General features: G+C 60.6%; 21 protein-coding genes. 17 read left to right on the plus strand and 4 right to left on the minus strand.

Features of this window, described 5'->3' with window-relative positions:
• Window positions 1–92 precede the first annotated feature (92 nt).
• Complete coding sequence (locus tag FEZ63_RS24200) at window positions 93–2,993, plus strand: penicillin-binding protein 1A (RefSeq protein ID WP_150949909.1); 2,901 nt, start codon at window positions 93–95, stop codon at window positions 2,991–2,993.
• The gene (locus FEZ63_RS24205; protein WP_150949911.1) at window positions 2,993–4,033 is read left to right on the plus strand and encodes a hypothetical protein; all 1,041 of its coding nucleotides are present in this window, start codon (window positions 2,993–2,995) and stop codon (window positions 4,031–4,033) included. The genes FEZ63_RS24200 and FEZ63_RS24205 overlap by 1 nt, the downstream gene beginning before the upstream one ends.
• Window positions 4,034–4,093: 60 nt before the next feature.
• Here FEZ63_RS24205 and FEZ63_RS24210 read toward each other — a convergent pair whose 3' ends face one another.
• Window positions 4,094–4,591 (minus strand): hypothetical protein, encoded by a 498-nt coding sequence (locus FEZ63_RS24210; RefSeq protein WP_162419838.1) that lies wholly within the window; start codon window positions 4,589–4,591, stop codon window positions 4,094–4,096.
• 1,179 nt (window positions 4,592–5,770) lie between these two features.
• On the opposite strand from FEZ63_RS24210, the gene pip reads away from it, so the two are divergent.
• Genes pip through FEZ63_RS24265 form a run of 10 tightly spaced genes read left to right on the plus strand, consistent with a single transcriptional unit; the run spans window position 5,771 to window position 17,799 of the window.
• The gene (gene pip, locus FEZ63_RS24220; RefSeq protein WP_244622974.1) at window positions 5,771–6,721 is read left to right on the plus strand and encodes a prolyl aminopeptidase; all 951 of its coding nucleotides are present in this window, start codon (window positions 5,771–5,773) and stop codon (window positions 6,719–6,721) included.
• 9 nt (window positions 6,722–6,730) lie between these two features.
• The gene (locus FEZ63_RS24225; RefSeq protein WP_150949920.1) at window positions 6,731–8,548 is read left to right on the plus strand and encodes a S9 family peptidase; all 1,818 of its coding nucleotides are present in this window, start codon (window positions 6,731–6,733) and stop codon (window positions 8,546–8,548) included.
• Window positions 8,549–8,573: 25 nt separating this feature from the next.
• Window positions 8,574–10,019 (plus strand): M20 family metallopeptidase, encoded by a 1,446-nt coding sequence (locus tag FEZ63_RS24230; RefSeq protein WP_150949922.1) that lies wholly within the window; start codon window positions 8,574–8,576, stop codon window positions 10,017–10,019.
• A gap of 34 nt (window positions 10,020–10,053) precedes the next feature.
• Window positions 10,054–11,694 carry an ABC transporter substrate-binding protein gene (locus tag FEZ63_RS24235; RefSeq protein ID WP_244622975.1) on the plus strand — a complete coding sequence of 547 codons (1,641 nt, stop codon included), beginning with the start codon at window positions 10,054–10,056 and terminating at the stop codon, window positions 11,692–11,694.
• A 10-nt stretch (window positions 11,695–11,704) separates the two neighbouring features.
• On the plus strand, window positions 11,705–12,775 hold the full coding sequence (locus FEZ63_RS24240) for an ABC transporter permease (RefSeq protein WP_150949923.1): 1,071 nt from the start codon (window positions 11,705–11,707) through the stop codon (window positions 12,773–12,775).
• Window positions 12,776–12,783: 8 nt separating this feature from the next.
• Window positions 12,784–13,710 carry a nickel transporter permease gene (gene nikC / locus FEZ63_RS24245; protein WP_150949925.1) on the plus strand — a complete coding sequence of 309 codons (927 nt, stop codon included), beginning with the start codon at window positions 12,784–12,786 and terminating at the stop codon, window positions 13,708–13,710.
• The gene (locus FEZ63_RS24250; protein WP_162419840.1) at window positions 13,703–14,569 is read left to right on the plus strand and encodes an ABC transporter ATP-binding protein; all 867 of its coding nucleotides are present in this window, start codon (window positions 13,703–13,705) and stop codon (window positions 14,567–14,569) included. The genes nikC and FEZ63_RS24250 overlap by 8 nt, the downstream gene beginning before the upstream one ends.
• Window positions 14,566–15,366 carry an ABC transporter ATP-binding protein gene (locus FEZ63_RS24255; protein ID WP_150949928.1) on the plus strand — a complete coding sequence of 267 codons (801 nt, stop codon included), beginning with the start codon at window positions 14,566–14,568 and terminating at the stop codon, window positions 15,364–15,366. Before FEZ63_RS24250 ends, FEZ63_RS24255 begins: the two co-directional genes overlap by 4 nt.
• A complete protein-coding gene (locus FEZ63_RS24260) occupies window positions 15,363–16,382 on the plus strand; it encodes a serine hydrolase domain-containing protein (protein WP_150949930.1) in 1,020 nt (339 codons plus the stop codon). Before FEZ63_RS24255 ends, FEZ63_RS24260 begins: the two co-directional genes overlap by 4 nt.
• A 22-nt stretch (window positions 16,383–16,404) precedes the next feature.
• Window positions 16,405–17,799, plus strand: coding sequence for an MmgE/PrpD family protein (locus tag FEZ63_RS24265; RefSeq protein ID WP_201274280.1), 1,395 nt, complete (start codon window positions 16,405–16,407; stop codon window positions 17,797–17,799).
• Here the strand turns inward: FEZ63_RS24265 and FEZ63_RS24270 are convergent.
• Window positions 17,754–18,701, minus strand: coding sequence for a LysR family transcriptional regulator (locus FEZ63_RS24270; RefSeq protein ID WP_150949932.1), 948 nt, complete (start codon window positions 18,699–18,701; stop codon window positions 17,754–17,756). The two genes, FEZ63_RS24265 and FEZ63_RS24270, sit on opposite strands and share 46 nt — an antisense overlap.
• Before the next feature lie 263 nt (window positions 18,702–18,964).
• Between FEZ63_RS24270 and FEZ63_RS24275 the strand changes: the two genes are divergently transcribed.
• From FEZ63_RS24275 to FEZ63_RS24285, 3 genes are all read left to right on the plus strand, one after another.
• Window positions 18,965–19,888, plus strand: a complete 924-nt coding sequence (locus FEZ63_RS24275; protein WP_150949934.1) for a DUF6963 family protein — start codon at window positions 18,965–18,967, stop codon at window positions 19,886–19,888.
• 523 nt (window positions 19,889–20,411) lie between these two features.
• Window positions 20,412–20,948: a Fur family transcriptional regulator gene (locus tag FEZ63_RS24280; protein ID WP_150949936.1), complete on the plus strand. Its 537-nt coding sequence runs from the start codon at window positions 20,412–20,414 to the stop codon at window positions 20,946–20,948.
• Window positions 20,949–21,026: 78 nt separating this feature from the next.
• Window positions 21,027–21,647, plus strand: a complete 621-nt coding sequence (locus FEZ63_RS24285; RefSeq protein ID WP_150949938.1) for a class I SAM-dependent methyltransferase — start codon at window positions 21,027–21,029, stop codon at window positions 21,645–21,647.
• A 135-nt stretch (window positions 21,648–21,782) separates the two neighbouring features.
• Here the strand turns inward: FEZ63_RS24285 and FEZ63_RS24290 are convergent, their stop codons facing one another.
• Complete coding sequence (locus tag FEZ63_RS24290; protein ID WP_150949940.1) at window positions 21,783–22,586, minus strand: outer membrane protein; 804 nt, start codon at window positions 22,584–22,586, stop codon at window positions 21,783–21,785.
• 343 nt (window positions 22,587–22,929) lie between these two features.
• Between FEZ63_RS24290 and FEZ63_RS24295 the strand changes: the two genes are divergently transcribed.
• The gene (locus tag FEZ63_RS24295) at window positions 22,930–23,556 is read left to right on the plus strand and encodes a DUF938 domain-containing protein (RefSeq protein ID WP_150949942.1); all 627 of its coding nucleotides are present in this window, start codon (window positions 22,930–22,932) and stop codon (window positions 23,554–23,556) included.
• On the opposite strand, the gene FEZ63_RS24300 is transcribed toward FEZ63_RS24295, so the two are convergent.
• Complete coding sequence (locus FEZ63_RS24300) at window positions 23,553–24,356, minus strand: metallophosphoesterase (RefSeq protein WP_162419841.1); 804 nt, start codon at window positions 24,354–24,356, stop codon at window positions 23,553–23,555. The two genes, FEZ63_RS24295 and FEZ63_RS24300, sit on opposite strands and share 4 nt — an antisense overlap.
• Window positions 24,357–24,674: 318 nt before the next feature.
• Between FEZ63_RS24300 and FEZ63_RS24305 the strand changes: the two genes are divergently transcribed.
• Window positions 24,675–25,520, plus strand: a complete 846-nt coding sequence (locus FEZ63_RS24305) for a hypothetical protein (RefSeq protein ID WP_150949946.1) — start codon at window positions 24,675–24,677, stop codon at window positions 25,518–25,520.
• The last annotated feature ends 50 nt before the right edge of the window (window positions 25,521–25,570 follow it).

Genomic DNA, 25,570 nt, shown 5'->3' on the forward strand with positions numbered 1-25,570 from the left:
CCGAGGCAGGCACGCGTCGACAAGTCATCTTAAAAACAGCCGCTTTTGGGGCGAAGCTTGTCTTGGATGATAAATCGGATTGTGGCGGTCGAATGAGCGCGATTATCGTCAAGATCTTTGCAGCGGCTCTCACCCTGAGCCAGGTCTTGATCGAGCCGGACTCCGTTCGGACATCTTTTGATCCGGAGCAGGATCAGGGCGAGGTGACGCAGATCCTCAAGGAGGGTTGCGCCCATATGCGGCGAGCGTTCGATATCGAGGAAATTAACCTCGACGATTTGATCACGACCGCGATGGACGACCCGCAGGCTGTGACAGGCGACGTGAAGGTGCTGCAGGGTCTGAGCTTTGGCGACCTGTATGCGGCTTACCGGCAGTTCTGCAAGAACGAACACGTCAGTCCTTCTCCGGTGAATTTGAGCGAGGTTATTACATATTACAATTTGGCACTGGCCGATCTTCCTGACGCCACAATGCTGAAAGGCCTGAAACTGCCAGGAGCCACAATCATCCTCGACGGAGCTGGCAGGCGGTTTGCGGAGGTTTATGAGCCGGACCATCGGCGCATCTGGGTTCCCCTGTCCGATATTCCCGAGCCCGTGCAGCAGGCTTTCATCGCGGCTGAAGACAAGCGGTTCTATCAGCACAGGGGAATCGATGAGCGCGGCGTCATTCGGGCATTCGTGGAAAACCTGGCGCGGTCCGGTCGGCCCGTCGGGGGGTCAACGATCACCCAGCAGGTCGCCAAGAACCTGATTGTCGGTGATGACGTCACCTACGAGCGCAAGATGCGAGAAATGATCGTCGCCTCGCGCATCGAACGAACTCTCAGCAAATCGGAAATTCTCGAAATTTATCTCAACTCGATCTATCTCGGGCGCGCCTCGTGGGGCATTGAAATGGCGGCTCAAAGCTATTTCGGGATCTCTGCACAAAAGCTGAGCGTCGAAGAAGGAGCGCTTCTCGCAGGCTTGGCGAAAGGTCCAAACTACTACAACCCGGACCTTTATGCCGACCGGGCTCGGGAGCGGCTGGCCTATGTGCTTAGCCGGATGCGGGAGGATGGCGCACTTACCCATGAGCAGGTGGGGCGGGCCCTCGGATCGTTGCCGCCGACCGTGGCGTTTCAGCGTCCCTTCCGCGATACGGGATTCTATTTTGTCGATCATCTGAGCCGTGACGCCCGGACGCTCGCCGGAATCGACCGCCTCACAGGCTCCTCTTATACCGTCCACTCTACCATCGATCCGGCTCTGCAGGAGGGAGCGGAGACAGCTCTTCAGGAAGGCCTCGCACGTTACGAGCTCAGTGTCGGTCGTCAGCGGTTCCAGGGCGCCGAAGTCAATCTTGCAAAACCAGTCAAGGACCTTGAGGGGTCAAGCCCACTGGATTCGACCTCTGCGCCCGCATGGCGCCGCGCTCTGGAAGCGGCACGCCTGCCGCTCTATGACGTGCAATGGTCGCCGGCGATCGTGGTGGCGAAGGGCAGAGAGCGAAAGAAAGGCGCAACCGTCGTCGAGGTCGGGCTCACGGACGGGCAAATCCTGCCCCTCGTCGTGTCGGATGCTGCTGCCCGTCGCAACTTGAAACTTTACGACGTGGTGCGAGTGCGGGTCACCAGCCCCAAAGGCAAGACCGGCATGCGGGCGGAACTCCGCACGCCTCCGAGCGTGCAGGGAGCGGCCGTCGTGTTGGAGAACAAGACCGGCCGGATCCTGGCGATGACCGGTGGTTTCTCTTATCCGTTAAGCCAGCTCAACCGCGCCACGCAGGCACACCGGCAGCCGGGCTCTGCCCTTAAGCCACTCACCTATCTGGCCGCCTTGGCGAAAGGCCTGCAGCCGAACACGCTGGTGTGGGATTCTCCCATCACGCTGCCGCCGCTCAGTGGCGTGGAGAATGCACGCGGAAGGGATTACTGGTCGCCGAAGAATTATGATGGAACCGGATCTGGCATCATGACCTTGCGGCGTGCTCTCGAGAGTTCGAAGAACCGTGTCACCGCTCGGCTGCTTGATGGTGGAATCGAGTCAGAGCCGGAGCAAAGCCTCCAGCGGGTGTGCGAGCTCACTCTTGAAGCGCAGCTTTATGTCGAGTGCGTGCCGCACTATCCGTTCGTGCTCGGTGCTCAGCCGGTACGCCTCCTCGACCTCGCCGCCTTCTATGCCGGCATCGCCAACGAGGGAGCTCGGCCAACACCCTTTGCAATTGAGAAGATCGAGGAGCGGGGACGCACCGTTTATGCCCGAAAGGTGAGCGCGCCAGTGCCGATCGGCTCTGCTGACGGCGCCGCATTCTACCAACTCAAGACAATGCTGCAGGGTGTATTGGAGCGAGGGACAGCTCGCGCCCTGCGTGCACTCGCGCCCTATGTAGCAGGAAAAACAGGAACCTCGGACAACGAGAACGACGCCTGGTTCATCGGCTTCACGAACGAGGTCACAGTCGCGGTCTGGGTCGGGTACGATAACGCCGGCGGCAAGCGTCGAACCCTCGGAAGAGGCCAGACCGGAGCGAAGGTCGCGATCCCGATCTTTCAAGCCATCCTTGAGGCTGCGTGGACGCACCATTCGCCGAAAGCCGTGCTGAACCCGCCTTCACCTCAGGCGGCTCGGCAACTTCTTGCCTTGCCGATCGACGTCAACACCGGCAACCGGGTGACCGATGGGCGTGCCGGAGCATTCATCGAGTACTTCCGCTTAAGCCGGTTCGGGCAGCTCCACGAGACGCAGTTTCGCCTCGTGCGGCCGGCCGAAGCGTATGCATTCAGGCATCCCAATCCGTGGGGCGACGGCGAGGAGTTCGGCGGCTTCGAAGACTCCCGCGTTGGTGGACCTAACCGTTTTGGACAAGGATGGCTGGAGGCTCCTCGCGCCGACGGGCCTCCGCAGCATCGTCCCGATGCGCGCACGCGATGGTGGGAGGAGGGCCGCCGCTTCCATCCTCGACGGATCGATCCGGATTACTTCTGGGGCAATGGGTGGATTTACTGATGAAACCGGAGCTATGGCTTAACCGGATAATTCTCGCCCTGGTCCTTCTCTCCGCCCCGTTCGGAGGTTCTCGTGCGGCGGAGTTTCGCATTGAGGAGGTTCGATCCGCCACGGCCGTGCCTCCGGCGCAGCTGCAACCGAAAACGATCGTCTTTAGCGATCATCGTGACGACAAGCTGACCGATCCGGGAACAGGCCTCATTCGCTTTGCGGATTGGTCGCGCGCGATGCCGCAGCGAAAGCGGCTGCTAAGTCTTTTCCCGGATTATGTTGAGCCGACGATCCAGGTCACCGTGAACGGCATCACGACATCGTACACGGAGAAGCTGCACATGTACGTGGTCGAGGCGCGGCTCCTCATTACAAAGCCGCCAGGGACGGTCGATCTCACCCGCTTTGCACGGCTTGACGTGTTGGAGACGATCGACCCTGCCATCAAACACCGCCCCATTGCGGCCGACCAGGCGCGTCCCTACACGACTCGGGAAAGCGCTCACAATCGCCACCCAGATCGGCATTGGTGTGAAGAGCCTCGGAGCCTTTGCATCGAGTCGCACTACGCCCTCGAGGGAAAGCTGCCCATCGGCATCCGGCTCGCCAACAAGCTGGAGGAGGGGGGCAAAAAGATTTCGGAGTTCATCGAGTTCCAGAGCGAGATCCACGTGTGGGAGCCACAGGAGATCGAGCGGAACGATCTTGCCTCGCTGACCGGCCTTCAATCTTCAGTCACCGGCGTGCTTGAGCAAACGATCTTCGATGTCAATCAAGTGATGCAGTTTGGCAAGTTGATGGCCGTCCTGCAGGAGCACCCCTCGGATAAGGGCACGACAGTCGCGACGGTTTTCATGGTGCTTGCCATTGAAACGGATGTACTGGAGCGAAAGAGGGAGTTTGAAAGCGTCCCAGTGCTGCGAAATCTCATCCCCGCGCAGGTGCTTATGGGAAAAAGCTCGTTCAACTCCGGGGATTCCATCAGCGCCGGACTGCCGAATTATACGCGCAATCGAATTCACGCCATCGCCAGCCTGCTTGAGCAATGATTGTCGAGCGTCCAGCCGACTCAATGCAGGCGCCACCCTGGCAGCAACATGGCCCGGTTTTTATGACGGGGGCGCGGCGGTGGAACTGTCCGCAGGGGCTGCCTCTCGAGGCTTCTCTCCCAACAAGACTCGCAACTCTTCGCTGAGACTATCGAGGGGGATTGTCTTGTAGTCGGAGACGGTCACACACTTGTTCTCGATGCTCGCCAAGACCACGGCGGAAGCAGACGGGCGATTTTCGTCAGCCTGCACACGCGCTGGGCCGCGTCTCTCATCAGAGACTTCCAAATCATCTTTCCTGACCGCGATGACGTACCAGACGTTTCCACCTTTTGCGGCTTCCGTCAGGGTCCGAATTTTCAGCTTCGCCTCGTTCAAAGCCTTGCGGCGTTCTTCGACCGATTCACCCCGCGTGAACGCCAGATTTGGTGGCGTATCTCCACTTTCCCCATAGGGATGGATAAAATTCAATGTCATCCTCAATCCATCCACCTTGACTTCTTTGACCGGGAGAGCGGTGGCCTCTCGCCGCCCCTGAACGAAATCGCGGACTGCCACATCGCACGACCTGAATTCATCCTGGTCCTGCGCAGCCTGGTTGGGCGGCGCGCGCTCCGGAGTGGGAGGGGGACTTCTTCGGCGCGTCGCACCCTCGGTTCCCGTGGTAAGCGCCATTGCGCACGCGAGAGCTAATGCGAACACGGGTGTCATGCCTCTATCCTTCCTGGAGTAGGAAGAACGTCGCCAACTCACCCCAAGCAAAGCTTTCTTGACCTGGGTTAAGAGCCGAGAACGCAGCATCTTGTACGATGTGAAATTTAGCACTTTGCCGATGGGGGAGCAATCAGATGGACGAGCGGACCTCGCATCGCTTGCACGTTATTGCGCGAGTGGGTGTGCGGTCGACGGCGATCCGGTGGCCTAGGTGTGTCTCTGCGGCTCAAATTGCCGAGACGGGAACGCTCGCCCGCGAGATTCGGTTAGGCCCTGTCAGAACCGGGTGCGGGGACCGACTGCACTCTCTTCGCGATAGGGTCGAGCCGGCCAAAAACGAAAGTCCCTCCCGACGGGCCGAGAGGGACGTATCGAGGATTAGAGAATACCCGAAGGCGCGGCGCCCTCAGGGAGCCCGCGCGCTAAAAAGCCCGCTCCAAGCGGGCCAGCTGCTGCCCTGCAGGCCCTGCCTGTGGAGCGCGCAACCTGGAGACCCCTTGGAATGGGCTCGACAGCCCGCCCAACGGTCAAGTGTACTATCCCCCGCCGATCTCTTCGATGACGATGCCGGTCCCGCCGCAAATTGGGCAATCTGTCGATCCGATCTTGCCGGTGCCTTGGCACTCCCGACAAACATTTTCGCCCGCACCGGGTGTCCCCGGATCGGCCTGGTCTCCAGGATGGAGCCTCGGCTTACCGGAACCAACGTTCTTCGGCCGTTTGTCATTCATGATCCCGCTCCAGCTACGTCCGTGATGACAACGCGGTCCAAAAACCATTGGTTGCCTGGGCTCGCTGGTCGTTCTCGTTCACGGCATCGGTGGACCTCTGCTGAGGTGGCATGAACTCGGTCATAGCCCGGATAACTATTCCAACCCGTCATACCCCAGAACGATTTCGCATTGGACATTCTCGCGGTGCGATCGAGACTGCCTCCATCGACGCGGGGGTAGTCGCCCCGCCGCGGATTTCGGTCCGGGCTTTCTCCGATCGAGCATACGGTTCAGCGCGTGGGATGGTGAAGTGCAAGAAGCGGTTACAACAATACAGAAATTTCGCCTGCGCGTCAGCGACTTGCATGAACTTCATGTCGAGGAACACGGAAATCCAAACGGAACTCCCATCGTGTTCCTCCATGGTGGGCCCGGAGGCGGAACGTCTCCCGCACAAATTCTGAGCTTCGACCCCACCCGGTTCCGCATAATCTCGTTCGATCAGCGTGGCGCCGGCCGATCCACGCCAAGTGCGGAGATTGCCGAGAACACGACCTCCGCTCTCATATCGGATCTCGAGGTCATCCGCGAAAGATTGCAGATCGAGCGCTGGTTCGTCGCCGGTGGATCATGGGGGAGTTGCCTCGCACTTGCCTACGGCGAAGCGCATCCGGAGCGTTGCCTCGGTTTTCGTCTTCACGGAATTTTCCTGGCAGGTCCGGCGGACATCGACTGGTGGTTTCATGGCAGCCGAATGATCTTTCCCGATCACTGGGAGAGTTTTGCGTCGTTTATCCCCGCGAATGAGAGGCATGACCTTCTTTCGGCGTATTATCGGCGTCTCGTTTCGGACGACCCGGAAACACGCCTTGCGGCCGCGATCTCGTTGCGAACGTTTTCAGCGACGACGCAGACGTTCCTGCCAGATCCTGATCACGTCAGTCGGTTGATCGAGCCGGCGGCGGCGCTCGCAGTGTCTCGCATCTTCACGCATTACTGCATGAACGGCGCATTTCTCGAACCCGATCAGCTGATCAAGAACATCGACTGCATTCGCCATCTGCCGTGCGAGATCGTCCAGGGGCGCTATGATACCGTGACGCCGATGGCATCGGCCTGGGCGCTTGCAAAAGCCTGGCCGGAGGCACGCTTCACCATCGTCACCGAAGCCAATCATCAGTCCACACGCGGGCCGATGGCCGAAGCGCTCCGCGAGGCAGCTGATCGGCTCTCGTTCACCCTCGCAACTGCAGCCGCCTGAGGAGATGAGATGCTGGAGCGTCGACGCGGCATCGTTGCCACTGACATTGAACCCTACCTGGAGATCCGCAGCGCGAGATCCCCAGCCCTCTCGTTCGACGGCGCTCTTGTTGCTTATCTCAGCGACGAGAGTGGCTTCAACCAGATCTGGCTCAAGCCAGCGGCAGGTGGTTCTCCGTGGCGATTGAGCAATACGGCCGAACCGATAGGCACGATCGCCTTCAATCCCAAAAGCCGCGATCTCATGTTCACAATGGATTGCGGCGGGGATGAGCGCCATCAGATCTGGTATGTGCCGGAGGCATCGGGCATTCCGGTGCAGCTGACCGATGATCCGGATACTGTGCATGTCTGGGGCTGCTGGTCGCCGGACGGCAAGAGGATCGCGTTCGCCTCCAATGCCCGCGTCAAAGCCGACATGGACATCTATGTCACCGACATCGCAACGCAATCGACCCGTTGCGTCCTGCAAGGCAGCGGCTTTCGCGAAGCCGTCGGTTTCTCCATCGACGGCAATACCCTGATGGTGCGGGATTCCAGCCGCGCGATGAACGATCAGGATCTCTATCGCCTCGACCTTCAGACCGGGAAGACCGAGTTGATCCTGCAGCGAGAAGGGAGGGCTCGTTACCTGGCGCCGAAGATGCTGAAGGACGGAAGCGGCTTCCTGGTGATCACCGACCGCAACCGCGAATTCCAAGGCATTGCCTTTTATCGATTTTCCGACCGCTCGCTCACATTCCTCGCGACGCCGGAAGCACAGGACGTGGAGGCCATCGCGCTCTCGCCAGATCAGTCGAGAATTGCCTATGTGGTCAATCGCGAAGGCTGGAACCGCATCGTGGTTCACGACCGTTCGACGGGGCTGGAGCGCACGTTGGAGGGCCATCCCGCGGGCGTGATCGCGTCCCTCGTCTGGACGCCCGATAACCAGGCTATCCTGTTTTCGCTCGAAGGAGCTGCCACGCCCTCGGATCTTTGGCGTGTGGATCCGGCGACGAGTGCCTTCGAGCAAATTACGTCTTCATCGAAGGCGGGGGTGGATCTCTCCTCTTTCGTTGAGCCGCGTGTTGAGCGGGCCCGGAGCTTCGATGGGCTTCCCATTCCGTTCCTGGTGTACGAGCCAACCCTTGCGGCTCCGCCGAAAGGCTATCCGGCCGTCATCATCATTCATGGCGGACCTGAGGCCCAGTGGACTCCCACGTTCCGGCCAGACATTCAGTTCCTGCTTGGACAGGGCATTCTGGTGGTGGCTCCGAATGTGCGCGGCAGCACCGGATATGGCCGCACCTACCAGCACCTCGACGATCGTGAGCTGCGCATGGATAGCGTGGCGGATCTCAAGGCTGTGCGCCTCGCATTGGGTGCGCGGGACGACGTGGACGCCAATCGTATCGCCATCTTTGGCCGTTCCTATGGCGGGTTCATGGTGCTGTCGGCACTTACTGAATATCCTGAACTTTGGAAGCTCGGGGTCGAATTCTATGGGATCGCCAATTTCCTCACCCTCCTTCAAACGACGGGTCCGTGGCGCCGAAACCTGCGTGCCGCCGAATACGGAGATCCGGCCGAAATCAAAGCAGAACTCGAGCGCTTTTCGCCCATCCATCGCATTGATCGCATCCGCGTCCCGCTGATGATCGCGCAAGGTCTGGACGATCCGCGCGTGCCGGCAAGCGAGAGCGAAATGGTCTATTCCTGCATGCGAGGCCTCGGCCAGCAGGTCGACTATCACCGCATCCCGCACGAAGGACATGGTTTCGCCCGTATCGAGAATCGCCGCACCGTATTCGGAGCTCTGGCACGGTTTCTCGAGCGGCATCTTTGAGTGCGATTTTGATCAGGAGAACGACGTGAAGAATTCGGGCCAAGTCTGGCAGTTGGTTGACTCGAAGAAGTCGATATTCGAAGCGTTGAGCGACCGCATCTGGGGCATGCCGGAGATCGCATACACCGAATATCGCTCGGTCGCCGAGCACACGGCGATGTTGCGGGCCGAAGGCTTCCGCGTAACAGAAAACGTCGCCGGTATTCCGACTGCCGTCATGGGTGAGTCAGGCGAGGGCGGCCCGGTCATCGCCATCCTTGGTGAATACGACGCGTTGCCCGGCCTGAGTCAGGAAGCCGGCGTAGCAGAGCACCGTCCTGTGCCCGGCATCGGCCACGGGCACGGCTGCGGTCACAACATGCTGGGTGCCGCCGCTTTGCTGGCTGCCACTGCAATCAAGGATTGGCTTGCTGAAAGCGGCCAGCAAGGCCGTGTTCGCTACTACGGTTGTCCTGCCGAGGAGGGTGGGGCGGCCAAGGCCTTCATGGTGCGTGCCGGAGCTTTCGACGATGTCGATGTCGCCATCTCATGGCACCCGGCTTCCTTCACCCGCGTGGATGAGGCGTTGTCGCTTGCAAATACCCGAATGGATTTCAAGTTTACCGGTCGCGCGTCCCACGCCGCCGCCGCGCCCCATCTCGGCCGAAGCGCGCTCGACGCTGTCGAGTTGATGAATGTCGGGGTCAACTATCTCCGGGAGCATGTTCCCTCCGACAGCCGCATCCACTATGCGATGCTCGATTCCGGTGGGATTGCGCCAAACGTTGTTCAGGCGAACGCCAAGGTGCGTTATGCGATACGTTCTCGCGATCTAGCCGGCATGCTGGCGCTGAACGAGCGCGTGAAGAAGGTGGCCGAGGGCGCCGCACTCATGACCGAGACAAAACTCGACATCAGCATTATGAGCGCGGTTTCCAACCTGCTCGGCAATACGCCGCTCGAAGAGGCGATGCAGGCGAACATGAACCATCTTGGGCCCGTGCTTTTCGACGATGCCGACCGTGCCTTCGCGGCTCAAATCCAAGCGACCTTAAGCGACGAGGACGTCGAGAACGATTATCTGCGGGTTGGCGTCGCCCCGAAACCCGACACTCCCCTCTGCGACTTCATCGTTCCGATGGATCTCAAGGGAGAACCGATGATCGGCTCGACCGACTTGGGCGATGTCAGTTGGGCGGTGCCGACCGTGCAGGCTCGCGTGGCGACCCATGCGATCGGCACCCCGGGTCATTCCTGGCAAATTACCGCACAAGGAAAAATGCCGACGGCCCACAAAGGCATGGTCTATGCCGCGAAAGCGATGGCCGGAACAGCGTTTGATGTCTTGTCCGACGGAACGCTGCTGGCGCGCGCAAAGCGCGATCACCATGAGCGTACTGCGCGTACCCCCTATGTCTGCCCGATCCCATCCGACGTGCAGCCACCGCTTCAGCCCCGACCGCGGGAAATCGCCGATACGAACCAACGATAATCGGCAGCCACAACGGACCGCCGGATCCATAACAATGACAGAGAGAACAACCATGCGCATGAACAGAATTTCCGCCCGCACCCACCGTCATCACCTCGCCGCGACGGTGGGCGCTGCCGCGCTCACGCTGGCGCTCGACGTTTCAGCCGCGACCCCGCCATCCGGGCTCATCATGGCGTGGAACATCGATGCGATCAGTACGTTCGATCCCGCCCAGATCGGCGAGGTCGTGACGAACGAGATCATCCAGAATACGTGCGATCCCCTTGTGGATTTCGACACCGCTGACGAGACCAAGATCGTCCCTCGTCTCGCTAAGAGCTGGGACGTATCGGAGGATGGAAAGCAGATCACGTTTCATCTTCAGGAGGGGATGAAATTTCCGTCCGGAAATAAAGCGACGGCCGGCGATTTGGCTTGGTCATTGCAGCGCGTCGTAAAGCTCGGCCTCGGGAATGCGGCGACACTCACTGAGTACGGGTTCACCAAGGGCAATGTGGACCAGATGTTCACCGCGCCTGACGATGCGACGCTGGTGATGAAGCTCGACAAGCCCTATCCGGTTACTCTGATCCTTCAGGCGATAGCAGCGAACCGTGTCGCGGTGCTCATGGATCGTCAGACGATCATGAAGAACGAAGTCAATGGCGATCTGGGCAACAAATACCTTGCGACCCGGACGGAATGTGTCGGCCCCTACCGGCTGGCAAAGTGGAACGCCGGCGAGGCTGTAATCCTTCAGGCCAATGAGGATTACTGGGGGAAGAAGCCCGCGCTGAAACAAATTCTCATCCGCCACGTCGCCGAGGCGGGCACTCAGCGTCTCCTTCTTGAACAGGGCGACATCGATGTCGCACGAGACCTTACACCCGAGGACCTCGCGGATCTGGAGAAGCGCCCAGGCGTCACGATCGACAAGGTTCTCAAGCCGCAGCTGCTTTACTGGAACATCAACAACGCGGATCCGATCTTGTCGAACGAGAAGGTTCGCCTCGCGATGCGCTACCTCATCGACTACGACGGACTGGCCAAAACCGTCATGGCCAATATCGGTGTTCCGCGTGCGAGCTTTGCGCAGATTGGCGCCGTCGGCGCATTGGACGAGAAGGAAGGTCAGCCTTTCAAGCTCGATTTGGAAAAGGCCAAGAAACTCCTGACAGAGGCTGGTTATCCCAACGGTTTCGAAGTGAGCCTTCTCATCGGCACGCATTCTTACGTGTCTCCGCTGGCGCAGAGCGTTCAGGAAAACGCCGCGAAGATCGGCGTCAAGCTTAAGATCGAACGCATGTCCAACGCTCAGTTGTTCAGCCGTGTCCGTGGCCGCGAATATCAGACCACGATGCAGGGTTGGCAGACTGGCGTTCCGGATGCTCATGGGAATGCCTCGCGGCAGATCTACAACCCGGACAATCGGTTCGAGGCAAAGCAAACCATGTTTCCGAGCTGGCGTGCTGCATATTTCTCGGAAGATGCGAACAAGAAGGTCGATGACGCCCTGTTCGAGAAGGATCCGGCGAAGCGTGTGCAGCTCTACCAGGCCTTGCAGCGCGAGATGATGGAAAAAGGCCCTCAGGCCTACATGTTCCAGATCTACAATGTTGCGGGCGTTCGCAATACGCTGAAGGGCTGGACGTGGAATGGCTTCCGCACATACTACGACATGACCTCCAAGTAGGGCCGGGGAGATGACCAGCCTTGTTGTGGCCCGCGCTCGGCTTGCCCGGACGAAACGGCAGAATGGCGTTCTGCGTTTTGCAGCCTCCGTCGGCCGAACTACTGTGTCGATCGCCGCAACCTTGCTCGGTCTCGTGACGCTTACCTTCTTCATCGGGCGGCTTCTGCCGCTCGATCCCGTGATCGCGATCCTGGGGGACAACGTCTCCCAGGAAGCTTACGACACGATGTATCGCAAACTGGGTCTCGACCAGCCGCTGATCGTCCAGTACGGCCTCTATCTCAAGAACGCATTGAGCTTCGATTTCGGCGACGCGCTGACCTCCGGCCGACCGGTTCTTGAAGACATCGCACGCGTGTTTCCGGCCACCATCGAGCTGGCGACGGTTGCTGTCGTGATCGGTACGGGCATCGGAATTCCCATGGGCGTTCTGTCCGCCATGTATCGCGACTCGTTGATCGACCATGTGGTCCGCATGATTGGGCTTATCGGCTATTCCACGCCCAATTTCTGGCTCGGACTTATGGGGCTCACCGTCTTCTATGCCAGCCTTGGTTGGGTAAGCGGGCCGGGGCGTGTCGACTTCGCCTATGAGTTCACCATCGAGCCTGGAACCGGATTCCTGCTCATCGACACCGCGCTGCAAGGTCAATGGGAAGCATTCCGCAACGTGGTCAGCCACATCGTGCTCCCTGCATCCATCCTTTCCTTCGGTGCGCTCGCCTATATCAGCCGGATGACGCGCAGTTTCATGATCGAACAGCTGGGTCAGGAGTATGTGATAACGGCTCGCGTGAAGGGAATGTCGTGGGCGCGCACGGTATGGGTCCACGCGTTCCGCAACGTGGCTGTTCAGGTCGTGACCGTTGTTGCTCTTTCCTACGCGTTCCTTCTGGAAGGTGCCGTGCTGACGGAAACGGTCTTTGCCTGGCCGGGATTTGGCCGCTATCTCACCAACGCTCTGCTGGCGGGCGACATGAACGCGGTCGTGGGATGCACGCTCCTGATCGGCATCATCTTTGTCGCGATCAATCTTCTGACTGATCTCCTCTACCGCATCTTCGATCCCCGAACCCGATAGAGGCCGACATGAGCATTCACCTCACCGCCGCGCCTCGCGCAGGAAGTCTGAAGACATGGCTCGCGGCGCCGGTTCCTGCTTCCCGCCTGCAGGCGCGTGCCCAACAGATATGGCGGGCCATCTGGCGGTTGCGGTCCAACACGTCGGCGCTGTTCGGATTTGCCATCATCCTCCTGCTTCTACTCATGGCTATCTTCGCGCCGTTGATCGCCACACATGACATTTATGCGCAGGATCTCAGCGCCCGGCTTCAGCCCCCGTCGCGCGCGCATTTCTTTGGGACAGACGAGCTCGGCCGCGACATCTTCAGCCGCATCGTCTTCGGCGCGCGCATCACGCTCTATATTGCGATTCTCACAGCGGCGATTGCGGCGCCCGTGGGGTTGATCGTGGGGACCACGGCTGGATACCTCGGTGGTTGGGTCGACATCGTCCTCATGCGCATCGTGGACGTGTTCCTGGCATTCCCGAGCCTCGTTCTTGCCCTTGCTTTCGTGGCGGCGCTCGGCCCCGGTATCGAAAACTCGGTCATCGCGATCTCGCTTGCGTCGTGGCCGCCCATCGCCAGGCTCGCACGGGCGGAAACCCTCACGATCCGCAAATCGGATTATGTCGCCGCAGCCCGTCTTCAAGGGGCATCTTCGTGGCAGATCATCCGGTCGGACATCGTGCCGATGTGCATCCCCTCGGTCGTCGTCCGCATAACGCTGAATATGGCTGCCATCATTCTCACAGCAGCAGGCCTTGGCTTTCTTGGCCTAGGTGCGCAGCCGCCGAGTCCGGAATGGGGTGCCATGCTCTCCACAGGGCGCGAGTTCATGCTGACGAGCTGGTGGATCGCAGCAATTCCCGGTTGCTCGATTCTCCTCGCCAGTCTTGCCTTCAACCTTTTTGGCGACGGACTGCGAGATATATTGGACCCGCGCCATGGATAGACCGCTGATCGCCATTGAGGATCTTCGCATCCGCTTTCCGGGGGCGCACCGAAGCAATGATGCGGTGCGGGGTATCTCCTTCACGATCGGGCGCGAGAAGGTCGGCATCGTGGGTGAATCTGGCTCCGGTAAATCGCTGACCGGGCGCGCGATCCTGAAATTGACGCCGAACTCCGCGCGGATCACGGCGCGGCGCATGGAGTTCGACGGGATCGATCTTCTCTCGGCCTCTGAACGACAGATGAGGTCCATCCGAGGAAACCGGATCTCCATGATCTTGCAGGATCCGAAATTTTCACTCAACCCTCTCATGCGGGTCGGCAATCAGATTATCGAAGCCTATCGCCTGCACCATCGCGTGGACGTAGGGGAGGCCAAGCGGCGTGCCCTTGCCATGTTGGAAGCAGTCCATATCCGTGAGCCCGAGCGGGTCTTTCGGCAGTTTCCGCATGAGGTCTCCGGAGGCATGGGGCAGCGCATCATGATCGCCATGATGCTGATCCCCGAGCCCGATCTTATTATCGCCGACGAACCGACCTCCGCGCTCGACGTCACGGTGCGCCGACAGGTTCTGTCGATCCTTGACGAACTCCTGACACGCCGCGGCACGGGCCTGATGTTCATCAGCCACGATCTTAACCTCGTGGCCGACTTTTGCGACCGCGTACTCGTCATGTACGCGGGAAGGATCATGGAGGATATCCCCGCTCGCGATCTGCACAAGGCTCAACATCCTTATACGCGGGCGCTGCTCGACAGCCTCCCGCGCCTCGATCATCCGGTCGATGAATTGAAAATCCCGTCGCGGGACCCGGCATGGTTGCTCGAGGATACGGCAGATGAGGGAGCCGTCGCATGAAGGACTCGACCGACAACCTCATCGAAACACGGGCGCTTTCCGTCACCTTCGGCGAGGGCGCCTCCGCCAATCGCGTGGTCAACGAGGTCTCGTTTCACATCGTGCGCGGCGAGGCCTATGGCCTGATCGGCGAATCCGGGTGCGGAAAATCGACCATCCTGCAAGCTCTCGTCGGCCTCAACACGGCCTATGACGGCGCGATCCTCTACGACGGCCAGGAGGTGCCGCATCGCCGCGAGAAGTCCTTCTTCCGCAAGGTTCAGATGGTTTTCCAGGACCCCTATGCGTCGCTGCATCCGCGCAAGATCGTTCACCAGGTACTCTTGGAGCCCTTGCGCATTCATGGCTTCGATCAGCACGAGGAGCGCATCTCCGCGGTCCTGGATGCGGTCGGGCTTGGTCGGGATTTCCGCTACCGTTATCCGCACGAGCTGTCCGGCGGTCAGCGGCAGCGTGTGGCCATTGCGCGCGCGCTGATCATCGAACCCGAGACCCTGTTGCTCGACGAGCCGACCTCCGCGCTCGATGTCTCGGTGCAGGCGGAAATTCTCAATCTCCTGAAGAAGCTGCGGCGCGAACGCAAGCTCACTTATCTGATGGTCACGCATGATCTCGCGGTCGTGACGCACATCTGTGGACGCGTCGGCATGATGAATCAGGGTGAGATCATCGAGGAGTTGAGTGCGGACGAAATACGCGACCTGCGCGCCGTCAAGGACTACACCCGCGTATTCCTTGCGGCGAGCATCGGGTCGCGGGCATCAAGATCCATTTCCCAAGAGGTTCTGCCATTATGACGAAGTACGAAGTTCTGTCGCGTTCCGCGGAGCATTGGCCGGAGCCAGGCTGGGGCGGCGGCGATGAGACAAGGGCTGCACCGGAATCTCGGTTTCGTGCTGTCCGGGATCACATCGGCAAGCAGTCTACGGACGCGCTGATGGTCGTCCAAAACGGAAAGGTCGTCTTCGCCAGTGGCGATATGACCCGCAAGTTCCTGTGCCACTCGGTCCGGAAGAGCTTTCTCAGCGCCTTGATCGGACAGGAGGTGCAGCGCGGGACCATCGACTTGTCGCCGACGCTCGACGCGCTCGGGATCAATGATCGGGAAGGCCTCACCGTGAGGGAGAAATCGGCCACGATCTATGATCTGCTGACGGCGCGGTCCGGGATCTATCATCCGGCCGCCTATGAGACCCCTTGGATGCAATCGATCAAGGAACCGCGACACTCCCATGCACCCGGCACCTTCTGGTGCTACAACAACTGGGACTTCAACGCGCTGGGCACGATCTACACGGCTCTCACCGGATTGAGCGTCCATGCGGCGTTCGAGCGGCACATCGCCCGGCCCATCGGAATGGATGATTTTCGCTTCGATGCGGAAGTCCAGGATGGGTGGTTCGCGGAGGACCCGCGCTCGATTCATCCCGCCTACGCCTTTCGCATGTCGACGCGCGACCTTGCACGATTTGGCCTTCTCTTCCTGCGCGAAGGCAGCTGGGATGGCCAGCAGGTCATTTCGCGCTCCTGGGCGCGCGCGAGCGTGTTGCCGCACTCGGAGGCGGGGGATCGGGGAGGCTATGGTTACATGTGGTGGGTGGCTCGCCAGGGCGTCGCCTTCCCCGGCACGATCCTGCCCGAAGGAAGCTTCTGCGCCATCGGCGCAGGTGGTCATTACTGCCTGGTAGTGCCCGCACTCGACCTCGTCATCGTGCACCGCGTCGACACGGATATTCCGACCAGACAGGTCGATCGATTCCAGTTCGGTTCGCTGATCGAATGCGTCTTGGACGCCTGCGGCAATCCCTCCTGATCTCTATCACATGGAAACAAAAATGCTGACTGTGATCGAAAGCATCGCGGAATGGAGCGCAACGCGCGACGATTTCAGCGACCTGGCGCGGGAGCGGGCGAGACACGCGATCATCGATACTATCGGTTGCATGATCGCCGGCCGCTGCGACTTCAGCACGCAAGCCGTGCGCGCAGCCTTTACGTCGAGCATCGGTAAGAGCGGTGCCGCATACGTCGCTGGCGGTGGGCGGGCAAACCCCGCCATCGCCGCACTCGTCGGAGCAACCGCCGCGCATGCGCTCGATTACGACGACAACTTCAAACCCGGCATGAGTCACGCATCGGCCGTTCTCGTCCCCGCACTTCTGGCAGTGGCTGAAGCAGAAAAAGCCAATGGGCGACGCCTCGTCGATTCCTATCTCGTCGGATTGCAGGCGCAGGCCTTCGCAGGCGCCGGCGTCTATCCGTCCCACTACACCGCCGGCTGGCACGCCACATCCACGATCGGATGCATCGGCACGGCCGCGGCGGTCGCTTGGTTGAAGGGGTTAGACGCCGAGGGGATTGCGCGCGCCCTCAGCATAGCGGTCAGCATGGCGGCCGGCACCAAGGGCCAATTCGGTACGCCGATCAAACCGCTCCACGCGGGATTTGCGGCGAGAAATGCCGTTGAGGCGGCCGAACTTGCCGCGGCAGGAATGACCGGCCGGCTGGATATCCTGGAAGGCGAGCAGGGCTTTCTCGAGCTGTTCGGCGGTTTTGACCCGAAGGGATGGGATACCAGCCGTATCCTGGCCACGAGCGCGCACGTCATCGAAACGGTGGGCGTCATGCCTAAGCGCCACCCCTGCTGTGGCTCCACGCATCTGGTTGTCGACATGATCCTCGATCTCAAGGAGAAGGTCGGGTTTGGTCCTTCCGACGTGGCAAGTGTCGAAACGTTGGTCGGGATCGCCAATCAACGCAATCTCGCTTATCCTGAGCCCGACGATGAGATGGAGGCGCGGTTCTCCATGCAATATTGCGTGTCGCGCGCCATCGCCAAAGGGCGGTTGGACTTGTCTGATTTTACACTTGGGGCGGTGTCCGAGCATGGGCGCGACGACCTCCTTCGGCGGATCGCCATGCGGTCCTATTCTCAAGGAGAGGAGAGTGCAGAAGGCGATTCTCTTCCGCACCGGCTTGTCCTTCGCCTCACCGATGGCCGCGTGTTCGAATCCGAACGCAAGTACGCGAAGGGAACGATCTCCGATCCGTTCACTGCGATGGATCGCACGGCAAAGTTTCACGATTGCTGCAGCGATCTCTCTCACATCCAGGCTGTCGAACTGCTCGGGCGGCTGGAGAATGTGGAGTGGGAAGGGGACATCAGCTTCATAGGCCAGGTTCTTCAGGCGGAAACGCGGACAGCCGGGCGCATGGCGGGAGCCGGATGACGGCTGCTGCTCTCGACAGCCCGCTGCCAGAACTGTTCCGCCCTCGGGCCCTTGAGTTTCTGTGCCCGGTAGACGCGGATTTCGACGACGAGGTCGAGGCTTGGATCACCGGCACGCAGGAGCGCTCCGGATGCGAGTTCGGCCACGATGAGACTCTCCGGAATCCACGCGACACCGCGCCCCGATAAGGTCATCGCCTTCAGCGCCATCGACATGCCGTTCTCGTAGACGGTCATCAGGGGAATTGGCCGTTTCGCGAAGGCGCCGGCGAGCAGGTGCGCGAAGAACGAGCAGTTGCCATAGCTCAAATAATGTGCCGGTTTTGACCCGAGCCCAACCGGGTGAAGCGGTGCGCCCGACGCGTCCGGTGCGCTGACGGGAATGACGCGTTCCCTGCCAACGTCGATGTACGAAAAACGACTCAGTTCGTTCATGAGCGACACGGATTCGTGCGCATAGGTGAGCAGGAATTCGCAATCTCCGTTCGTCAACGTGGAGATATTGCCGAGAAAAGACGGATAGGGATCGCTGAAGCGCGTCAGAATTGGATCTCCGGCGCTTTCGAGCGACGCGATCCAGCTTGGGAAGAAGGTGAGAGAGAGCGTGTTGAGAGTAGCGAAGATCAGGACTTCCGATGTTTTGGCGTGCCGTTCCTGAATGGTGCTCCGCATCGCCTGGATCAGCGCCACGACCTCCTGGATGCGAGGGAGAACGTCCTGCCCCTCCGGTGTCAGGTGCACCGGATAGGTGGTTCTATCGACCAGTGGGACCCCAAGCCAGCCCTCGAGTTGCTTGATGCGGCGGCTGAGCGCCGATTGAGTCACATTCCGTTCGCTGGCCGTCCTGGAAAAATTGGACGAGCGCGACAGGCTGAGAAAATCCTCGAGCCATTTCAACTCCATGCAATCCCCCTTTATACATTACAGCTTGCGACGGCCTTTGATTTTTGCGCCGGCAGGCTGATAAGAGGGGAACATGCCAGTGTCTTGCTTGCGTCGCAAATCCGTGAGGGGAAGGCCTTCAGCGACATTGTCCCGTGGGCGCCCAATCGCAGGAACTTGCACCACCTAATCTGGATGTGGCCGCCTTTGACAATTGCCTGACCACATGGTCACAGTTCGTCGCGACCTGGCTGTTTGAACGCCGATAAAACTGGAATGAAAATATGACGATTGGAGTGGCTGCAAGCGGCCCGAGCGCCGGCGCGGCGGTGCGCGACGCAGTGCTCGGGGCCGAATTGCTTGGTCGCGGCGCCATTGGCGGTTTCGCGGTCTTCGCGGTGCTCGATGAGCAAGGTCGTGTTGCCCATCGCACGACGCAACGGGGTGGCATCACGGCACTTGCGCTGCCGGACGCGTGGTTGGAAGCACGCTATGCTGCTGCAATCTCCAGCGGACCCGATCGACCGGAGCCGTTGGAGCAATTTCTGCCCGGCATCAGCGGCGTCGGCCTCGTCACGGGGCATCGCTTGCCAAACCTGCCCGGCGACGATGGGATTGCGTTGAACCAAGCCGTGCTGGCCCGAATTGCCCAGGGCGACTCTCCTCAACAGGCTGTCGACGCAATTCTTGGCGCCAATCCGGAAGCCGATGTCGGCTTGATCGCGCTCGACGGCGATGGGCGGCTCGGTTGGGGGGACAGCGCGCGCGTGAAAGGGCGGACGGATGGTGGCGGCGGCCATCGCCAGGGCGGCGGAGCGCGCATCGCGCTATTGCACAACTCGATTCATTCTCAGGATTGCCTAGCCGAAAGCCTGGTCGATCTGGCGTGGACGCAGCTGACCGGAGAGCTCACCGCCACGCGTTTTGCGTATGCGCGCGGCTCCATTCCCATCCGCGCGTCCGACCGCGATCGCGTTCACATCACGGGTGATGGAACAATCATCGCGATCGACAGCGCCAATCCCTTGCTGCCGGCGGCGAATCGACCCCGCGCAACGGCCATCTATCTCGGCAGCGAGATCTGGCAAGACGGTCGCCGGCTTGGTCACGCGGTCACTGAACTCATCGCTGAAGTGGCGCAAGGAAGGGTTTGCAAGCCGAACGCGGCTTCTTCGGTGGCGGTCGTCATGAAAACTCTTTCGCACTAGCACACGCGTTATGCCGAAATGGCGACTAACGCGCAGCGCCATCGCCTCATCGGAAAGCGACCGCCGCATCGCCGGATCTCGCGACGCTCGGAATTGGATAATCCATGCAACTTCTTGAACAGTAGCGAAAACTGCGCTATTAATGCGAATGACTTGCAATAGCAAAAATGCTCCAGGTTATGCGCAGCTGGTTTCGTGAGATGCCGAGCCGACGCAGCCTTCTCTGGGGCGGCTGAGGGCGCAAGCGGGTCGCTTCTCGGCAGCAAGCCGTCAGACCAAGACGTTGCCCACGGCTTGCCTGGAGCGACCGCCGACCCGAGCGCAGCATAGCACGGAGGCAAGATGATCACCGCCGCGAGGCCGAACGGGTGCGCAACGGCTTCGCCCCTTCGGTGCTTCTGACCGAGTGGGAGGCAGACACCGTCTCAACCCTGCTGGGGGCAGGAAGATCGTGTCGCAGGCCTCGCGCTGATGTACGCACCGCCATTCTGGCAAACGCCCAACGGTCGAGGGGATCGGTTCGATGGCAGTTCGCGAGACCGACCATTCGGGCAACCGAATTTCCGGGGAAGAGACGAGGACCGCGCGGAGGAGGGCTGTCGGTGCCGGAAGTCCCCTGGGATTGCGGGCAAACCGCATCGAGGCGGAATGTCGGGCGAAGGGCTTGAGGCTGACCGGCCAGCGTCGCTTGATCGCGCAGGTTCTCTCGGAAGCCCTGGACCATCCCGACGCGTTCGACCTCCACCGCCGTGTCGCCATGCTGGCCCCGCATGTCTCTCTCGCGACCGTCTACCGGACCATGAAGCGATTCGAGCGGGAGGGCATCGTCAAGCGGCTCGAATTTCGCGGCGGCCATGCGCGCTATGAGACAGCCGCGAAGCGGCACCACGACCACCTCATCGATTTGGAGACCGGGCAGGTGGTCGAGTTTCGGAATGCCGAGATCGAGCGCCTCCAGGAAGCGGTCGCGCGCGAGCTCGGATACCGCCTCGTCGGTCATCGCCTGGAACTCTATGGTGTGCCGGTGCCGGCGAAAGAGCGATCGGAAGAGGATCTGTGAGCGCGGATGCCCGTGGGCTCGCCGAACTCGCTCTGGCGGGCCCGCGATGCTCGTACCTGATGAGGCAGGCTGACAACGATGTCCGATTCACGACAAGCCCACTGGGAAAATATCTTCGCGACAAAGCCCGACGAGGCCGTGAGCTGGTTCGAGCCAGTCCCGGAGACCTCCTTGCGCCTGATCCGTTCCTGCGAACTATCTTCGAGCGCCAGCATCATCGATGTCGGGGCGGGAACGTCGCGCTTGCCGGACGCGCTGCTTGCGGAGGGTTTCTCGAACATCACGGTGCTCGACATCTCAGCGGCGGCCTTGGCCCGGACCAAGGATCGCCTCGGCCATAGGGCGGACGTGCTCCGGTTCGTGGTTGCCGATATCACGAAGTGGCAGCCCAAGCTTGCCGTGGATCTCTGGCATGACCGAGCCATGCTGCACTTTCTGACGGAAGAGGCAGAGCGGATGACCTACGCGAACGCCGTTCGACACGCCGTTAAGCCGGGTGGTTTCGTGGTGATCTCAGGCTTTGCCCCGAGCGGTCCCGAGCGCTGCAGCGGACTGCCGGTTCTCAGGGCCAGTCAGAATTCGATTGCCGGATTGCTGGGGCCTGACTTCGACCTCATCGAGGCGTTCGAAGAGGAACACCGGACCCCGCAGGGCGGCAGGCAGTTGTTCGTGTTCACACGATTTCAGCGCCGGGGGTAACAGTGTCGGGTGGGTCCGACGGTGCCCGCGCCCTGGCGACCTGATCCGCAGAGAGATATCACGTTGCAATCTCATCCAGACAGCCGAAAAGAGCCCGGGAACCCCCGGACTCTTTGTCGTTTCGGCAAGATTGCCTCAGTAGGTGCCGAACTTGAAGTTCAGCTTGGCGCGCGCAACGAAGAACTCGTTGTCATTGTTGTTGGCGACGGGGACAAACACGTTGACGGGACCGGCGCCCGGTGCCGGAACGTAGCTGCCGATGAAGCCGCCATTGTTGTCGTCATCGCGTTCGAGGCTGACCCACAAACCTTCGAGGCCGATCGTGGCTGCCGACCCGAGGAAGTTCGACGGAAGGGCCCACTCGATGCCGCCACCTGCTGTCCAGCCGGTGTTGTTGTCCGAGTAGGCGAAACCGCCGGTCGCGTAGATGAGGAACCGATCGAAGGCGACACCGGCGCGAGCACGGGCTGTGCCGAACCACTCCATATCGTCTTCGCTCAGCGCCGCCGGGATGAAGCTCGGCGGGAAGCCGGCCGGCACGACGAACACGTTGTTCTCGACGTTGAAGTCGGCCCATTGGATGTCCGCCTCGACGCCAACCACGAACGAGCCGATCTGATAGTTGTACCCGATCTGGGCACCGCCGACGAAGCCGTCGTCGTTCCCGCCACCGCCGCCGCCGCCGAGAACACCCGAGACGCCGGCGAAGGGCGGCGCGAAGGTTCCGGGTGGCACGAAGATGCCGGTGGTGTTGTTGTCGTCGAGCCAGCCATAGCCAGCATTCACGCCGACATAGAATCCGGTCCAGGTGAAGACCGGAACCGGCGCAATCATTGGAGGTGGCGCCTCCCGGGCCGGAAGGTCTGCCGCGGTTGCGGCAGAGGCAACAAACGCCAGCGCCGCGGTGCTGGCAAGCAGACTAAGAACACATTTTTTCATTAGTCATCATCCTTTGTGCGATGTCGACAAAGCAAACCTAACGTCACCTTGCACAACGATCTATGTCTTTGCTGCAACACCGGGGAGTTTATTTGTAGGGACGCATTAGTTGCCCGGTTGATGCTATGAGAATACATTGACATGATAGGACGAGAGCGTGCCCCTCGTTGACGACGACCTTCAGACATGTCTAACTTAGGTTGTTTTCGGAGCGGCATCCGAAGGCGAGGAGAGACTTCATCCTGCCCTTCCGGGGCAGGATTTTTTTGACTCTTAACCAGCCGCTCTGAGACAAGATTGTCCTGTGATGCGGCACCTGCACATCGGACAAGAGGATCATCCAATGACGACAGCATCCGATCCGCATGTCCTCCTGACATCGCCGTCGGTTGCGCGTAACCGCGAGCCTATTCTGGAAATTCTGCACCGCGTCCTGCCGAAGTCCGGAGTCGTTCTGGAAATCGCAAGCGGCACAGGCGAGCACGCGGTTTATTTTGCTGCCGCGCTTCCGCACCTCAGGTGGCAGCCCACCGACAGGGACGAGCGGGCGCTGAAAAGTATCGCCGCGCATCGGGCGATCTCCGGGTTGCCCAATCTTCTCGCACCGCTTGTGCTCGATGCCGCCGAGGTCGAGTGGCCCGTTCGCCACGCGGACGCCATCGTGGCGATCAACATGGTTCATATCAGTCCCTGGCGAGCAACGCAGGGCTTGATGGCCGGAGCAGGGCGCGTGCTGCCGCCTGGCGGCGGGCTCTACCTCTATGGCGCCTACAAGGAGAACGGCGCCCATACGGCTCCCAGCAATGAACGGTTCGATCAGGATCTCAGACGGCGAGATCCGGAATGGGGTGTGCGCGATCTGGAGGAGGTGACGGAACTCGCCGATCGCCACGGATTGGTGCTTGCGGAGCGCATTGCGATGCCCGCCAACAACCTGAGCCTCGTCTTTCGGCGCGAGCAATCCTTCTAAACGAAAGGATTGGGCGCCAGCCGCCACCATTTGGGAAGGATGGGCTGCGCCAAAACCACCGGAAGGACGACTTCGACGGCTGCGTTCATGGTGCCCGGCGTCGTGGCAACGAACTCCAATGTCATTGCTTCCCAGTCGATGATCAGAGCGGTCAGGCGTCCTGTGCCAAAGGCTCCGGTGTCGAGCGCAATCCGGCAGCCGGCGATCTCCGGGCGGAGGCTCTCGGTGATCGAATGCCCATGCACAACGAGATGGGAGAGCGGCCCCCTGTAGTCGAGAAAAGGTTCCCGGATCGTCAGGCAGTCCTGACGCCACTGTGTCGATATCGGCCGTGTCGGATCGATGCCCGCATGGACGAAGAGGAATGGGTCGTCGATTTCCACCAACGAGGCGTCACGAAGTAGATCGAGATGATGGGGATGGTTCTCCTGAATTGCGGTCAAGGCTTCCACGAGATCGCCAGGCCAACCGTAACTCACGAGGGTCGCTCCGCCGCCATTCAGGAACCAGAGGTCAAGAAGATCCGGGTCGGGATCAGGGTCCGTTACAATGCGCAGGAAGACATCATCGTGGTTGCCGAGGATCAGTCGCGATTGCGGCCATTGCTTCAGGGATTGAGCCACAAGTTCCAGGGCCCGCCGGCTGTCAGGTCCACGATCGAGGAGGTCGCCCAGAAAGACTAGCTTCGGCTCCCGGCCTCGCGCTTCGGCGTCTGTCTTGATGAAGGCGAGCAGGGATTCAAGAAGATCGGCCCGGCCGTGGACGTCGCCGATGGCATAAAGGATGTCGGAACGAGCCAACGTGCGAATCCTCCCATCATTCTTTGCGCAAAGTGCATCACTCCGGTCGAGCGACGTAACAAGAGATCTTCATCCGCGGGCGAGGTGAGCCGCGGATGCGCAAATCTTGACCCACACCTTGCCGATTGATCAGGTAATGCAAAAAATCGACAGGAGGAGGGCCTGTCCACGCAATCAGCTTTGCGTGATGGGCTGCTCGCCGCAAATCCTTCAGTCGTCGCCGAGCTCTAATTCGATCACTTTGCAGTGCCGGCCGTTCCAGACTGGGAAGTCGGCGTGTAGAATGTACGACCGACTTCACTGGGAATGGAGGCGGCGATGGTCGGCCTCACCGGCAGGATTGTTGCCAGCGGCTTGGTGACGTTGCTCACCGTCCTTCCTGCCAGCGCGGACCCCTTCTTCGTCAGGGTCTACGGCAGGACCTACAAGGTCGATCCTCCGCCCCAACAACCCAAGGGGCTGAAGCCCCAGGAGGTGATGAAGGCTCTGCCGAACGACATTGCGAGGGGCCCTGGATTCAGACCGTCGCATGAGCAGGTCCTTGCCGAAGTCGAGGAAAGGATCTGGATCACAAAACACCAACTTGACAATCGACTGGGGAAAACGGGAGGCTCCGGCGATGGGGACGACGCAAAGGCGGGTACGCAGGAGATCACTAGATCCCTCGCCACTGGAGCGGCACAGATCCGTTCTCCGGAGTTGCAGAAGCTTTACGATCGCGACAGGGCGCTGAACCTCCTCGTGAGAGAGCTGCGGCGGTCCTTGGATTTGCCAGTGAGGCCGCCGGAAGCTGGGTTCTCCCGGCCGAAGCTGACGCCTCAGGTGGAGGCTACCTACCGCGACCTGAACTTCGATCCCGTTAAGGCCTATTACGGTTTCAGACGCGTCAAGGCAGCCGTCCGATCGGGCGATGTCGACCTCCTCTCCCGCGTCGTCAATTATCCCCTGCTGGTAACGGGAAAGGTCAGGCGGACCGTCCGCAACCACGATCAACTGATCGCCGCGAAGGAAACAGTCATGGACCCGCGCATTCGGGAGATTGTCGCGAAATCAGTCTTCGAGACCGTCTTCGTCCGGGACAAGGGGATGATGCTCGGAGAGGGGGAAGTCTGGATCACCTACGACGGGACGGACTTTGGATTGGGAGCCATCAACCTGCAATGAACACCATGAGGAAGTCCCGCCGGAATGCGAAGCGGAACCGAGGCTGTCTC

Source organism: Microvirga brassicacearum (assembly GCF_008757455.1).
In the GTDB taxonomy this organism is placed as follows: domain Bacteria; phylum Pseudomonadota; class Alphaproteobacteria; order Rhizobiales; family Beijerinckiaceae; genus Microvirga; species Microvirga brassicacearum.

What these genes read in the sequence shown, in the direction of transcription:
- FEZ63_RS24200 (WP_150949909.1), top strand. Translation starts at nt 93, where the DNA reads ATGAGCGCGATTATCGTCAAGATCTTTGCAGCGGCTCTCACCCTGAGC.
- FEZ63_RS24205 (WP_150949911.1), top strand. Translation starts at nt 2,993, where the DNA reads ATGAAACCGGAGCTATGGCTTAACCGGATAATTCTCGCCCTGGTCCTT.
- FEZ63_RS24225 (WP_150949920.1), top strand. Translation starts at nt 6,731, where the DNA reads ATGCTGGAGCGTCGACGCGGCATCGTTGCCACTGACATTGAACCCTAC.
- FEZ63_RS24235 (WP_244622975.1), top strand. Translation starts at nt 10,054, where the DNA reads ATGACAGAGAGAACAACCATGCGCATGAACAGAATTTCCGCCCGCACC.
- FEZ63_RS24240 (WP_150949923.1), top strand. Translation starts at nt 11,705, where the DNA reads ATGACCAGCCTTGTTGTGGCCCGCGCTCGGCTTGCCCGGACGAAACGG.
- nikC (WP_150949925.1), top strand. Translation starts at nt 12,784, where the DNA reads ATGAGCATTCACCTCACCGCCGCGCCTCGCGCAGGAAGTCTGAAGACA.
- FEZ63_RS24250 (WP_162419840.1), top strand. Translation starts at nt 13,703, where the DNA reads ATGGATAGACCGCTGATCGCCATTGAGGATCTTCGCATCCGCTTTCCG.
- FEZ63_RS24255 (WP_150949928.1), top strand. Translation starts at nt 14,566, where the DNA reads ATGAAGGACTCGACCGACAACCTCATCGAAACACGGGCGCTTTCCGTC.
- FEZ63_RS24260 (WP_150949930.1), top strand. Translation starts at nt 15,363, where the DNA reads ATGACGAAGTACGAAGTTCTGTCGCGTTCCGCGGAGCATTGGCCGGAG.
- FEZ63_RS24265 (WP_201274280.1), top strand. Translation starts at nt 16,405, where the DNA reads ATGCTGACTGTGATCGAAAGCATCGCGGAATGGAGCGCAACGCGCGAC.
- FEZ63_RS24270 (WP_150949932.1), bottom strand. Translation starts at nt 18,701, where the DNA reads ATGGAGTTGAAATGGCTCGAGGATTTTCTCAGCCTGTCGCGCTCGTCC.
- FEZ63_RS24275 (WP_150949934.1), top strand. Translation starts at nt 18,965, where the DNA reads ATGACGATTGGAGTGGCTGCAAGCGGCCCGAGCGCCGGCGCGGCGGTG.
- FEZ63_RS24280 (WP_150949936.1), top strand. Translation starts at nt 20,412, where the DNA reads ATGGCAGTTCGCGAGACCGACCATTCGGGCAACCGAATTTCCGGGGAA.
- FEZ63_RS24285 (WP_150949938.1), top strand. Translation starts at nt 21,027, where the DNA reads ATGTCCGATTCACGACAAGCCCACTGGGAAAATATCTTCGCGACAAAG.
- FEZ63_RS24290 (WP_150949940.1), bottom strand. Translation starts at nt 22,586, where the DNA reads ATGAAAAAATGTGTTCTTAGTCTGCTTGCCAGCACCGCGGCGCTGGCG.
- FEZ63_RS24295 (WP_150949942.1), top strand. Translation starts at nt 22,930, where the DNA reads ATGACGACAGCATCCGATCCGCATGTCCTCCTGACATCGCCGTCGGTT.
- FEZ63_RS24305 (WP_150949946.1), top strand. Translation starts at nt 24,675, where the DNA reads ATGGTCGGCCTCACCGGCAGGATTGTTGCCAGCGGCTTGGTGACGTTG.